This window comes from Delftia sp. PX-1, assembly GCF_055797465.1.
In genome coordinates, this window is record NZ_CP184763.1 from 2100443 (window position 1) to 2113908 (window position 13466).

General features: G+C 69.8%; 9 protein-coding genes. 2 read left to right on the forward strand and 7 right to left on the reverse strand.

Features of this window, described 5'->3' with window-relative positions:
* Nucleotides 1-59: 59 nt before the first annotated feature.
* Nucleotides 60-584: an OmpA family protein gene (locus ACN20X_RS09755; RefSeq protein ID WP_016450685.1), complete on the reverse strand. Its 525-nt coding sequence runs from the start codon at nucleotides 582-584 to the stop codon at nucleotides 60-62.
* 82 nt (nucleotides 585-666) lie between these two features.
* A complete protein-coding gene (locus ACN20X_RS09760; RefSeq protein WP_473210543.1) occupies nucleotides 667-5712 on the reverse strand; it encodes a hypothetical protein in 5046 nt (1681 codons plus the stop codon).
* Nucleotides 5713-6192: 480 nt separating this feature from the next.
* Between ACN20X_RS09760 and ACN20X_RS09765 the strand changes: the two genes are divergently transcribed.
* The gene (locus ACN20X_RS09765) at nucleotides 6193-7557 is read left to right on the forward strand and encodes a L,D-transpeptidase Cds6 family protein (protein WP_392443184.1); all 1365 of its coding nucleotides are present in this window, start codon (nucleotides 6193-6195) and stop codon (nucleotides 7555-7557) included.
* Nucleotides 7557-9065 (forward strand): L,D-transpeptidase family protein, encoded by a 1509-nt coding sequence (locus ACN20X_RS09770; RefSeq protein WP_126312399.1) that lies wholly within the window; start codon nucleotides 7557-7559, stop codon nucleotides 9063-9065. The genes ACN20X_RS09765 and ACN20X_RS09770 overlap by 1 nt, the downstream gene beginning before the upstream one ends.
* A 12-nt stretch (nucleotides 9066-9077) precedes the next feature.
* Here ACN20X_RS09770 and ACN20X_RS09775 read toward each other — a convergent pair whose 3' ends face one another.
* From ACN20X_RS09775 to ACN20X_RS09795, 5 genes are all read right to left on the reverse strand, one after another.
* Nucleotides 9078-9467 (reverse strand): hypothetical protein, encoded by a 390-nt coding sequence (locus ACN20X_RS09775; protein ID WP_016449810.1) that lies wholly within the window; start codon nucleotides 9465-9467, stop codon nucleotides 9078-9080.
* Nucleotides 9468-9659: 192 nt separating this feature from the next.
* A complete protein-coding gene (locus tag ACN20X_RS09780) occupies nucleotides 9660-10712 on the reverse strand; it encodes a GntR family transcriptional regulator (protein WP_016449809.1) in 1053 nt (350 codons plus the stop codon).
* 63 nt (nucleotides 10713-10775) lie between these two features.
* Nucleotides 10776-11966 (reverse strand): ABC transporter substrate-binding protein, encoded by a 1191-nt coding sequence (locus ACN20X_RS09785; RefSeq protein WP_473210544.1) that lies wholly within the window; start codon nucleotides 11964-11966, stop codon nucleotides 10776-10778.
* A 13-nt stretch (nucleotides 11967-11979) separates the two neighbouring features.
* Nucleotides 11980-13023, reverse strand: coding sequence for a CobW family GTP-binding protein (locus ACN20X_RS09790; RefSeq protein ID WP_473210545.1), 1044 nt, complete (start codon nucleotides 13021-13023; stop codon nucleotides 11980-11982).
* A complete protein-coding gene (locus ACN20X_RS09795) occupies nucleotides 13020-13313 on the reverse strand; it encodes a hypothetical protein (protein WP_016449806.1) in 294 nt (97 codons plus the stop codon). Before ACN20X_RS09795 ends, ACN20X_RS09790 begins: the two co-directional genes overlap by 4 nt.
* Nucleotides 13314-13466: the final 153 nt, after the last annotated feature.

The following is a 13466-nucleotide window of genomic DNA, read 5'->3' on the forward strand; positions in this document are numbered from 1 at the left end:
GCGTACGGATCTGTTCTTTCATGGCGGCCCGGCGGCAGGCGAGTGCGGAGCGCGGCGGCTCAGCGGTAGTCGAATTCCACGCGCCGGTTGCGCTGGTGGGCGTCTTCGCTCGTGCCTTCGTCGGCCAGCCGCTCCTTGCCGTAGCTGACGGACTCCACGCGGGCCGGATTCACGCCCAGCAGCTGCAGGCTGTTGCGCACCGCGTCGGCACGTTTTTGGCCGAGCGCCAGGTTGTATTCGATGCCGCCGCGCCTGTCCGTATGGCCGCGCAGCATCACCGAGCGGCCGGGATTGCTGCGCAGCCACTGCGCATGGCTTTCCACGATTGCCCGGTCGCTGCTGCGGATGGTGTAGGCGTCAAAGTCGAAGTAGACGATGTGGGCGACATTGGCGGGACCGCGCTGGTCGGCCTGGCTCGTGGCCACCACGGGTGCGACGCCGGAGCTGGCCGGCGCAGGCGCCGGGGCCTTGCCGAAGGCGTAGTGGTGTTCGGAACGCTGCGTGCTGGTGGTGGCGGTGGATCCGCAGGCGGCCAGGCCTGCGGCCAGCAGCACGATGGTGCACAGCCTGAGAGTGTGTGACATGGAAAATCTCCTGGGACGTGCGCCGCCACCGCGAGGCGGCGGCGCAGGGAAGGAATGCGGCGCCCGCAGGCGCCGCTGCAGCTCACAGCAGGGCGTTGTGGTGCAACTGCTGCGTCAACACGCTGGCTGCTGCATCGGCCGTGCTGCTGGCATGGCTGCTGATGGAGGTGGCAATCGGATCCAGCTCGGCCGCAGAGGCCGTTGCCGCTTGCGAAGTGCCGCCCAGAAGGCCTCCGAGCAGTCCGCCACCGGACGATCCCCCCAGCAGCCCGCCCAGCAGGCCACCGCCACTGCTGCCGCCACCCAGCAGTCCGCTGACGATGCCGTTGTCGCCGACGACCGTGTTGACCACACCGCTGACGATGCCGTTGTCGCCGACGACCGTGTTGACCACACCGCTGACGATGCCGTTGTCGCCGGCCACGGTGTCGAGCACGCCGCTGACGATGCCGTTGTCGCCGGCCACCGTGTCCAGCACGCCGCTGACGACGCCGTTGTCACCGGCCACGGTCTCCAGCAGGCCGCCGACCAGGCCGGTGCCGCCCGTGAGGCCACCCAGCAGGCCACCGTCGCCGCCGAGCAGCCCGCCGACGACGCCGTTGTCGCCGGCCACGGTCTCCAGCAGGCCGCCGACCAGGCCGGTGCCGCCCGTGAGGCCACCCAGCAGGCCACCGTCGCCGCCGAGCAGGCCGCCGACGATGCCGTTGTCGCCGGCCACGGTGTCGAGCAGGCCGCCGACCAGGCCGGTGTCGCCCGTGAGGCCGCCCAGCAGGCCACCGTCGCCGCCGAGCAGGCCGCCGACGATGCCGTTGTCGCCGGCCACGGTCTCCAGCAGGCCGCCGACCAGGCCGGTGTCGCCCGTGAGGCCGCCCAGCAGGCCACCGTCGCCGCCGAGCAGGCCGCCAACGATGCCGTTGTCGCCGGCCACGGTGTCGAGCAGGCCGCCGACCAGTCCGGTGTCGCCCGTGAGGCCGCCCAGCAGGCCACCGTCGCCGCCGACCACGCCGCCAACCACGCCGCCCAGTAGGCCGTCGCCTCCCGTCAGACCGGCCAGCACGCCGTTGACGGTGCCGATCACCGGCTGCAGCGCCTGGCCCGGGATCTGCGTCAGGCCGTTGGCCAGGTCCGTCACCACGCCCAGCGGGCCGCCGTTCACCTGGGTCACGCCTTCGACCAGGCCCGTGACCACGGACAGGGCGCCGGTGCCGGGGTTGATCACCGCATCCAGCACCTGGCCCACAGGCGCTCCGGCCGTGCCGCCGAGCAGGTCATCGACGGTGTTCTGCACCGTGGTGACCAGGCCTTCGCCGCTGCCTGTGCCGCCACCCGGAACCAGGCCGCCCAGCAGCCCGCCGACCAGGCCGTCCTCGCCGAGCACGCCACCCAGCAAGCCGCCGTCACCGCCGAGCAAGCCACCGACCAAGCCGTCGTCGCCAAGGACGCCGCCCAGCAGGCCGCCGTCACCGCCGAGCAGGCCGCCGACCAGGCCGTCATCGCCAAGCACGCCACCCAGCAAGCCGCCGTCACCGCCGAGCAAGCCACCGACCAGGCCGTCGTCGCCGAGCACGCCACCCAGCAGGCCGCCGTCACCGCCGAGCAAGCCGCCGACCAGGCCGTCGTCGCCAAGCACGCCGCCCAGCAAGCCGCCGTCACCGCCGAGCAAGCCACCGACCAGGCCGTCGTCGCCGAGCACGCCACCCAGCAGGCCGCCGTCACCGCCGAGCAGGCCGCCGACCAGGCCGTCCTCGCCAAGCACGCCACCCAGCAAGCCGCCGTCACCGCCGAGCAAGCCACCGACCAGGCCGTCGTCGCCGAGCACGCCACCCAGCAGGCCGCCGTCACCGCCGAGCAAGCCGCCGACCAGGCCGTCCTCGCCGAGCACGCCACCCAGCAAGCCGCCGTCACCGCCGAGCAAGCCGCCGACCAGGCCGTCGTCGCCAAGCACGCCGCCCAGCAAGCCGCCGTCACCGCCGAGCAAGCCACCGACCAGGCCGTCGTCGCCGAGCACGCCGCCCAGCAGGCCGTCGCCTCCCGTCAGACCGGCCAGCACGCCATTGACGGTGCCGATCACCGGCTGCAGTGCCTGGCCCGGGACCTGCGTGAGGCCGTTGGCCAGGTCCGTCACCACACCCAGCGGACCGCCGTTGACCTGGGTCACGCCTTCCACCAGACCCGTGACCACGGACAGGGCGCCGGTGCCGGGGTCGATCAGCGCATCCAGTACCTGGCCCACAGGCGCTCCGGCCGTGCCGCCGAGCAGGTCGCCAACGGTGTTCTGCACCGTGGTGACAAGGCCGTCGCCGCTGCCTGTGCCGCCGCCCGGAACCAGGCCGCCCAGCAGGCCGCCGACCAGGCCGTCTTCGCCAAGCACGCCACCCAGCAGGCCACCGTCACCGCCCAGCAAGCCGCCGACCAGGCCATCGTCGCCAAGGACGCCGCCCAGCAGGCCACTGTCACCGCCCAGCAGGCCGCTGACCAGCTCGCCGATGCCGCCTTCACCCAGGCCGCTGCCCAGGCCGGCAATCAGGCCGTTGAGGGTTCCGATCACGGGCTGCAGGGCCTGGCCATCGACCTGGGTCAGTCCATTGACCAGTTCGGTCAGCACGCCCAGGGGGCCGCCGTCCACGCTGGTCAGGCCTTCCAGCAGGCCGGTGACGACCGAGGCCGTTCCATCGGTGGGATTGGCCAGCGCGTCCAGCAGTTGGTCCACAGGGGCTGCGACGGTGCCGCCGAGCAGGCCGTCCACCACGTCCTGGACCGTGGTGACCAGGCCGTCACCGCTGCCGCCTCCCGTGCCGCCCGGGATCAGGCCGCCCAGCAGGCCGTCGACCAGTTCACCGATGCCGCCTTCACCCAGGCCGCTGCCCAGGCCGGCAATCAGGCCGTTGAGGGTTCCGATCACGGGCTGCAGGGCCTGGCCGTCCACCTGGGTCAGGCCGTTGACCAGCTCGGTCAGCACGCCCAGGGGGCCACCGTCCACGCTGGTCAGGCCTTCCAGCAGGCCGGTGACGACCGAGGCCGTTCCATCGGTGGGATTGGCCAGCGCGTCCAGCAGTTGGCCCACAGGGGCTGCGACGGTGCCGCCGAGCAGGCCGTCCACCACGTCCTGGACCGTGGTGACCAGGCCTTCTCCCGTGCCGCCACCCGTGCCGCCGCCGGGCACCAATCCACCCAGCAGGCTGCCGACCAGTCCGCCGAGCCCATCTTCGCCCAGGCCGTTGCCCAGGCCGGCAATCAGCTCGTTGAGCGTGCCGATCACCGGGGCCAGGCCTTCGCCGTCCACCTGGGTGAGGCCGTTGACCAGTTCGGTCAGCACACCCAGGGGGCCGCCCTCGACATTGGTCAGGTTCTCCAGCGCGCCGGTCACGGTGGACAGCAGTCCGTCCGTGGGATTGGCCAGGGCATCCAGCAACTGGCCCACAGGCGCTGCCACCGTGCCGCCCAGCAGGCCGTCCACGACGTCCTGCACGGACGTGACCACCCCGCTGTCAGGCGTACCGGGCGGGTTGCCCGTTCCGCCGCCCACCAGGCCGCCCAGCAGGCCACCCACGCCGGCGAGCAGGCCGCCCAGCGCGCCGTCTTCGTCGAGCAGGCCGCCGAGCACGTTGTCCACTACCGTGCCGATGGAGCCGCCGGAGCCCGCTTCATCCAGGCCCTTGAGCAGCTCATTGAGGGTGCTGATCAGGGGCTCCAGGCCCTGGTTCTGGATGTTGACCAGGCCGTCCACCAGCTCGGTGAGCACGCCCAGCGGCCCGCCATTGGTGCTGGTCAGGCTCTCCAGCAGGCCTGTCACCCCGGACAGCGTGCCGCTGCCGGGATTGACCAGCGTATCGATCAGGTTGCCCACCGGGCCGGCGACCGTGCCACCGGACAGCGCACCCACCACGTCCTGCACGGAGGTGATCAGGCCGTGGCCGTCCGTGGGATCCGTCGGATTGGTGGGGTCCGTGGGATTGGTCGGATTGGTCGGGTTCGTCGGGTCCGTGGGATTGGTGGGGTTGGTCGGGTTGGTGGGATCCGTGGGGTTGGTCGGATTGGTGGGGTTCGTAGGATTGGTCGGGTTCGTGGGATCCGTGGGGTTGGTCGGATTGGTGGGGTTCGTAGGATTGGTCGGGTTCGTGGGATCCGTGGGGTTGGTCGGGTTCGTGGGATCCGTGGGGTTGGTCGGATTGGTCGGATTCGTGGGGTTGGTCGGGTTCGTGGGATCCGTGGGGTTGGTCGGATTGGTCGGGTTCGTGGGGTTGGTCGGGTTCGTGGGGTTGGTCGGGTTCGTGGGATCCGTGGGGTTGGTCGGATTGGTCGGGTTCGTAGGATTAGTCGGGTTCGTGGGATCCGTGGGGTTGGTCGGATTGGTGGGGTTCGTAGGATTGGTGGGGTTCGTAGGGTTCGTAGGGTTCGTCGGATCCGTGGGATTCGTAGGATTCGTAGGATTCGTCGGGTTGGTGGGATCCGTCGGATTGGTCGGGTTGGTCGGGTTCGTGGGATTGGTCGGATTCGTGGGATCCGTGGGGTTGGTCGGATTCGTGGGATCGGTCGGCACCGGGGGGGCTGGGTCGTCGTCGTCGTTGCTGGCTGCGGCGATCAGGCCCACGCCGCCCGCGCCGATCAGGCCGGCCAGCAGGAAGTCGCTGAGCACGGAGCCGCCGGCTGCGGCTGCGGCGCTTTCCTTGGTCACGATCAGGCCCACGGCGTCACCGTCACTGGCGGGCGCCACCTGGACGTTGCCAGATGCCAGGTCCAGCACCATGGCGCCTGCGCCATCACCCTCGCGCTGGGCCAGCGTGGCCTGGGTGCCGCCCTCGAAGGTGCCGACCAGGGTCTGGCCGTCCTTGCCCTGGAACAGCGCCTTGGCGCTGCCATCGGCGGGCACGATGATCTTGTCGCCGACCTGCAGGGCACTGCCCGGCTGGGCCATCAGGGTTTCCCCATTGCGCACGATCTGCACGCCCGGGCTGACCTGGGACAGCGTGGCGGGAGGCGTGCCCCGGGGCATGACCGCTGCGGCTGCGCCGGGCTGCATGTTCGACGTATTGAGCTGCGCAAGCACAACGCTGGAGGGCTGCGGGTCACCGAACTGCACGGGGCTGACGGTGGTGTTGCCGGTGGGCTGCATCGATTGGGCGGTCATTTACTCTCTCCAGACAAGGGTTGAGACGACAAGGTCAGACGGTGGCTTGGAAGCCGTGAAAAATCTGTCGAGCCCTTTTGTGCAACATGCATGCCACGTGCACGCTGCAGGTCCGGATGGCCTAGGAATCATCCTAAGATATTGATTTGTATGGATTTATCTATTGATCACAATGTCTCATCAAGGGTCTGTTACGGCACACGTTACGTAACGCTGCCGGGTCTGCTCCGTTACTCGGGCGCCGGTGCCGCGCCATGTTTCATGGCCCTTGACTCGCGGGCCCATGCAGCGGGGCAAGATGGCTTTCGCCTATAAAATCGCTGGCTTTTGGCTGCAGGCGTGTATCGGCGCATGCAGTAAGCCCAAAAGCGAACAGGCCCGTCTTCCAACTTTCATTGCGTAGAGAGCGCCCATATGCTGATTTCGTCCAGAGTTCCGTCGCGAGTGCCGGGTCGTACCTATTTGCGGATAGCCCGGCCCGTGGCCATTGCCGCCTTCAGTCTGGGGGCGGCTTTGTGCGGGGCGTTTGCCCATGCATCGCAGGAGGCGGTGGACGAGGTCTCACGGCTGCTGGAGCAGGGCAAGGCGCCCCAGGCCGCCAAGCAGGCCGAGGCCTATCTCAAGCAAAACCCGGCCGATGTGCAGATGCGCTTTCTGCAGGGCGTGATCGCCGCGGAGCAGCGCCAGAACGCCCAGGCCATCAAGATCTTCACGGCGTTGACCCGTGACTACCCCAGCCTGCCCGAGCCCTACAACAACCTGGCCGTGCTGTACGCCGCCGAAGGCCAGGAACGCAAGGCCTCGGAAGTGCTGGAGCAGGCCATTCGCACCAACCCCAGCTACGCCACGGCGCATGAGAACCTGGGCGACCTGTATGCGCGCATGGCCAGCGATGCCTATGCCAAGGCCTTGCAGCTGGACGGATCGCGCCAGGCCATCCAGCCCAAGCTGGCCCTGATCACGCAGATCTTCCCCAAGCAAGGTGGCGCCCAGGGAAAGACGGTCCAGGCTGCAGCTGCCTCGACCAAGGTCGCCGATGCCAAGGCGGCCGATGCCAAGGCCCGCGAATCCGACGCCAAGCTGGCCGAGGCCCGCGCCGCCGAGACCAAGGCGGCAGAGGCCAAGGCCGCCGAATTCAAGGCCGCTGAAGTGAAGGCGGCCGATGCCAAGGCAGCGCAGGCCAAGGCCGCAGAAGCCAAGGCCGCAGAGGCCAAGGCAGCGGAGGCCAAGGCAGCGGAGGCCAAGGCAGCGGAGGCCAAGCTGGCCCAGGCCAAGGCAGCGGAGGCCAAGGCAGCGGAAGCCAAGGCCGCCGAGACCAGGCTGGCCCAGGAGAAGGCTGCCCAGGCCGCACAGGACAAGGCGCGCGCTGCCGAGGAAGCCAGGCAGGCTGCGGCCAAGGCCGCCGCCGTGACCACCGCTGCGGCCCCTGCCGCCGCCGCTGTGGCCGCCGCCGAGCCCGCCAAGGCAGCGCCTGCCGTCGACGAGAAGAAGGCGGCCCAGTCGGCCGCAGCGCAGGAAGTGGAGGCCGCCGTCAAGGCCTGGTCCACCGCCTGGGCCGGACAGGACATGGACCGCTACCTGGACGCCTACAGCGACCACTTCTCCCCGGCCGATGGCAGCAGCCTGGCCAAGTGGAAGGAACAGCGCCGCCAGCGCATTGTCGGACGCACCACCATCGTCGTCACCGTGCGCGACCTCAAGGTGACCGTGGACGGCGACAAGGCCACGGCCCAGTTCCGCCAGTACTACGCATCGGGTGCGCTCAAGACCACGACCCGCAAGACCCTGCGCATGCAGCGCGAAAAGGGACAATGGCGCATCACCCACGAAGGAACCGGTTCCTGATGCCTGAAAGAGCGCGCCCCCTGGCACGGTCATCCGCCGGCTTGCTGCGCCTGCATGCGCGGGCCGCCGGCGTGGCCGTGCTGCTGGCCGCTCTGTCCACGATGTCGTTCGGCACGGCGGCCTACGCCAAGCCGGCCAAGGCCTCCAAGACGGCATCCGCCAAGCCTGCAACGGGCAAGACCAGCAAGACCGGCAAGGCCGGCGCAGCCAGGCTGCGCTCGGCGTCGGGCAAGACGGCCGTGGCCGCCGCTGCGGTGGCGGCCACGGCAGGCGGCGCTGCTGCCACGGCAGGCCATGCCAAGGCGGCGGCCGGCTCGCAAAGCCAGGCGGAGGCCCGCCTGCTGGCCATCATCCGCCAGGTGGAGCAGCGGGATCTGGATGGCGCCCTGAAGGCGGCCGCCGATCTCACCGCCGAAGTCCCCAATTTCCGCGCAGCCCAGCTGGTGTATGCAGACCTGCTGCGCTTCAAGACCGGCCGTGCCGGCGAGGTGCTGGCGGGCACGCCCGTGGCTGCGTCCGCCGCTCCCAGCCATCCGGGCCAGGGCGTGCTGGTGCGGCACAACCTGTCCGTGGGCAGCGTCACACGGCTGGAGGGTCCGGCCAGTCCCGCGCAGGCGCAGCTGCAGGATCTGCAAAACGAACTCAAGCGCCGCCTGCAGGCGGACAGCGGCGCGCCGCCTGCGGGTTCCGTTCCCGGCGAGTTTTTGATGCTGGGCGCATCCGTGCGGCATGCCATTGCCATCGACGCCAGCAAGTCGCGGCTGTACCTGTTCGCCCATGAGGCAGGCGGGCTGCGGCTGCTGGGGGACTTCTATGTCTCCGTGGGCAAGCTGGGCACCGACAAATGGCAGGAAGGCGACCAGCGCACGCCGCTGGGCATCTACTTCGTGGGCCGCCACATTCCCGGGCCCCGTCTGCCGGAGTTCTATGGCAAGGGTGCGCTCACGGTGAACTTTCCCAATGACTGGGACAAGGCCGTGGGCCGCTCGGGCAGCGGCATCTGGCTGCATGGCTCGCCGCCCGACCAGTTCTCGCGGGCGCCCGAGGCCAGCGATGGCTGCCTGGTGCTGGCCAACCCCGATCTCACCTTGCTCATGCAGACCGTGGACCGGCAGACGCCGGTGCTGATCCGCGAAAAGCTGCAATGGGTGGCCCCCAAGGCCCAGGCCCAGCAGAAGGCGGCAGACGCCTTCGTGCGCGTCATCGACGACTGGAAGAGCGCCTGGAACGGTGCGGACCCGCGCAAGCTGGCCGCCCTCTACGCGCCCGACCTGCTGCAGTCGCCGGCCTCGCGCACATCACAGGAGCGGCTGGCCGCCTACCTCAACCGCCCCGGCGTGACGCTGCAGGACCTGTCCATCTATTCCTGGAAGGACGCCAAGGGCGAGATCCGCGTGGTCAACCTGCGCGCCAGCAGCAAGTCCTTTGCCGAAGGCCTGCCGCTGCGCCAGTACTGGCGCAAGACGGGCGGGCGCTGGCAGCTTTTCTCCGAGGACGTGATGGGCTGAGCCCGGCGCAGCTCAGGTGTTCTCGTTGTGGCGGTTGCTGTCGAAGCGGCGCTCCGCATCGAACAGATGCTGTATCAGCACATGCGAGGTCATGTTCACGCCGATGCCGCCAATCATGGCCGGCAGCAGGTACAGCGCCGTGGACAGCTCGGAGACGAAGAGGGTGTTGTCGGACAGCGAAGGCGTCGCCTTGGCCGCCGAGGCCAGGCTTTGCAGCAGGTAGACATCCACCCCCGCCATGGCCACCAGGGCCAGCCCGAACAGCAGCACCGTGGTGCGCGAGATGCTGCGCTTGGCCAGCAGGGCGGCGTAGATGGCGCAGGGAAGAACGACCGAGAAAACCACCAGGCTCCAGAATCTGGCTTCGGTGAAGACGGTGGTGCTGATGCGCAGGGCATTCATCGGTGCGGTCTTTCGGTGCGGTCCTTCGGTACCTGTGGGGTCCTGCGGTTCCCTGTCGGCCGCCCAATATGCCGCGCTTGCGTAAACGCCCGGTGAACCCGGCGCAAACCGGTGGTTGCACATGCAACCAGGCGCACCGGTCGCAGTCTTGTCCGCTTCGGCCCTGCCTGGCCCGATGCGTCCCTCAGGGGGTCACGACTGCCGCACCAGATAGGCCGGCAGCTGCGCCTCGGGCAGCACGGACAGGACCTTGAGCTGCAGCTGGGCGCGCTTGCGTGCCTGGGCAAGGTAGTCCTGCAGCGCCTGCGCGGCCCGCTCGTACTCACCATCCCACAGGGCGTCGATGACCTGGCGGCAGTTCTCGAGCAGGGGCGGGTTGGGCGACTGCGGGAACATGCGGTCAAAGGTGCTGTGGATCAGCCACGGCATCTGGCACTGCTGCAGCATGCCCACCAGCTTGTGGTTGGGGTGCCGTGCCAGCAAGGCGCCGTGCAGGTGCTGCTCCAGCCGCAAAAGCTCCTGCGCTTGCGGTGCGGCGGGGGCGTGCAGGCGGCGGCGCAGGTCTGCGAGCATGTCCCTGTCCAGGCGCGGGCCGCTTTCGCGCAGCGCCGCTGGCGCCAGCAGCGCCAGCAGCTCGAAGTCCTGGTTCACCGCGCGTGCCGTCAACGCCGCCACGCGCCAGGAGGCATAGGTGCTCTTGTCCACCAGTCCCCGGTCCACGAGCCGGCTCAGCACCTCGCGCAGGGCCACGCGGTTCACGTTGAAGTGCTCCATGGCCGCGCTTTCGTCGATCTGGAAGCGCCCGAAGATCATGGCGATGGAGATGGTCTGCTCCAGCTCGTCGTGGATGCGCTCGCTTTCCGAGGGGATGTGGATGGTGGCGTTGCCCTCCTCCAGGCCCAGGGCCCGCGCGTCCAGCGGCAGGCGCTGGGGCTGCACGGCCTGCCCGGGCCGGGCCACCAGGTAGCCGCGTCCGTCGAAGGTGCACAGCAGCCCTTCGGCATGCAGCAGCTCGAAGGCCTTGCGCACGGGTATGCGGCTGGTGCCGAAGACCTTGGCCACCGGCCCCTCCAGCAGCACCAGGCCGGGCTCGATCCGCTGCTCGACGATGGCCCCGCGCAGGCGCTGGCGTATCAGTTCATAGCGCAGCCGGCGTTCGCCGGGATCGCCGGATTCACCGGATTCGCCGGGGCCTGCTTCCTCGTCGCGGGCAAGCTGCGTGGGTGCTGGGGTGGCTCTTGTCATTCCTGCTTCATCTGCATGTACCTGTGCACCGGCCGCCGCAAAGGGGGCCGGTATCCGGCAGGACTATAAGGGGCGGGCGCGGCGCAGCAGCGTGGCCCATTGGCGCACCAGGTAGTTGTGCTCGTCCATGACGGTGTTCCAGACGGCGATGTGGCCCAGGCGCTGCTCGTAGGAGCCGCCGTCGCGCACGCTGCCGCGCGGGATCAAGATCTGTCCGTCGGTGCCCCGCAGGTCCTCGGCGGCAGGCAGGCCGGCGTACCAGTAGTCCCATTCGCTGGCGCGCAGGTGCTCGCGGCTGCGCAGCGGGTTGGAGATGTAGTAGCCCTGCCGTGCCATCGCCGCACCGGGCCAGCCGGACTGCCACCAGTTCAGGTAGCGGTAGGCGGCATCCAGCGTATCGCCCCTGGCCTGGCTGGAGATGCCCAGGCCGCCGTACCAGGCCCGGTAGCCTTCGCGCGGGCAGGCCAGCCGGTAGTCCAGCCCCGCCGCGCGGTAGTGGGCGATGGCCGGCGACCAGTGGCTTTGTATGGCGACGCCGGCATCGATCATCAGCCGCGCCGCATCGGCGTAGTTGCCCCAGAAGCCCCGGAACTGCCCCGACTCCTGCCGCTGCAGCAGCAGGGCCATCATCTGGTCGATCTCCTCCAGTCCCAGGTTGCTGATGTCGCCAAAACGCATGTCGCCGCCGGCCTGCAGGGCCAGGGCCGCATCCAGCGCGCCGATGGCCGCATCCGCCTGCAGGGCCGCACGGCCACGGCAGGCGGGAGACAGCAGCCACGACCAGCTCTCCTCGGTCTGCGCGAACAGATCTGGCACGGCGGCGGGCAGGTAGACGAAGCTGTCGGCGTTGTGCGTCAGCGGCAGCATGCTGATGCGCGATGCGGGCGTGCCGCCCAGGGTGCCATCGGCCTGCACGTACAGGCGCATGGCCGGGTTGCAGCCCGCGCCCAGGGCCGCCTGCGGCGTGATGCGCCCGGTCTTGGGCAGGGCGTTGACCTCGTCCCAATGCGCCAGCCTGCCGATGTCTATGGGTTGCAGCGCCCCTGTCGGCCACAGGCAGTCCAGGCTGTGGAACCATTGGTCGTAGAGATCGAAGCTGTCCTGGCGCATGACGGCCTGGCGCTGCGCGTCGAAGCCGTCGAGCACCTCGAAGCGGATGCGCAGGCCCAGGTCCTGCTCGGCGCGGCGGCGCATGGCCTCGGTCAGCGTCACCGAGGTGCCCAGCACCCGCAGTTCAGGCATGTTCTTGCGCATGGGGTGTTCCTTGTCAATGGAAGGCGGCCGGGCCGGGTGCGGCGCCGGGCTGCGCCCCATTGTCCTGCGCGAAGAAACGCTGGAACGACTGCCAGGAGTCGTCCACGTGCTGCCCGTTGAGCCCCGAGGCGATGAAGACCAGGCGCGAGCGGCAGTCGCCACCGGGCCATTCGGCCAGATGCTCGGGCGCATGCATCAGATGACCCATGCCGTGCAGCACCGTCGGCTGCCCCTGCGGCCATCCTTCGGCGGCCACGGCCACGAGCCCCTTGAGCCGCAGCACCCGCTCGCCATGGCGGTGCAGCAGCCAGGTCAGCCACAGCGTCAGCGCACACCAGTCCACGGGGCCGTCGAGTTCCAGGCAGAAGGCCTGGATGCTGCCGTGCGGCTCCTGGCCCTTGCGGCTGCGAGGCGTGCCTGCAATGGCGCGTGCCAGCCAATTGCTCTCCTGCACGGGCTGCTCCTGCCAGGCCGGCAGCGCTTGGCGGCTGTTGCCGAGCACGGCCAGCGGATTGAGCCTGGCAAGCTGCGCGCGCAGCGCCTCGGCGTCCTGCGGCCGGGCCAGGTCGGTCTTGCTCAGGTACAGCCGGTCGGCGGCGGCGACCTGGGCCTGCCATTCGGGCCGCTGCGCATGCGTGGCCGCGTGCAGGGCATCGACCACGGTGGCGACATGGGCGGGCCTGAAGACCTGGCGCAATTGCGCATCCCCTATGAGGGTGGCGATCACCGGGCCGGGCGCGGCAAGGCCCGTGGTTTCGATCAGCACGCGCTGGAACGCAGGCAGCTCGCCGCGCTCGCGGCGCTGGTGCAGCCGCCACAGCGCCTCCTTGAGTTCGCCGCGGATGGCGCAGCAGATGCAGCCGTTGTCCAGCAGCACCGTGTCGGCGTCGATGCGGCCCACCAGCAGATGGTCCAGCCCCACGGCGCCGAATTCGTTGATCAGCACGGCGGTCTCGGCAGCGGGAGAGTCCTGCAGCCATTGCCTGAGCAGCGTGGTCTTGCCGCTGCCCAGAGAGCCCGTGAGCACGCCCACGGGCAGGCGTGCATCGCCGGTCATGGCGCCTGCTCCGGTTGCGGCCAGGGCATGGCCAGCGGATCCAGCTCGCGGGCCAGCAGCCGCTCGGCCGCGGGCCACAACGCACCGAAGTCGGGCACCAGAACGCTGGCGCCCGTAGGCCCCTGCAGCAGGTAGGACTGGCCGTGGAAGTCGCTGAGCCGCAGCCGCCACAGCGCCAGCAGCCGGTTGGCGCGCGCAATCTGAATCAGCCGCTGGCGGCGCCCGGCCGATCCGGCCGGCGCCTGGCTCCAGTGGCCGGAGCCCTGCAGCAAACCGCACATTCCACACATGACAGAAAACCTTTCGGTTGCGAATGGAGCCGCCTGCGAAACTGGCGCAGCCAAAGAGCAGAGACACCCAGGAAGGGCCTATGCCGGCCGCGCCGCCCCGCACCGAGGGTGTCGCCGGCTGCCCGTACGCCCCCCTCCGAAGAGAGGGGGAAG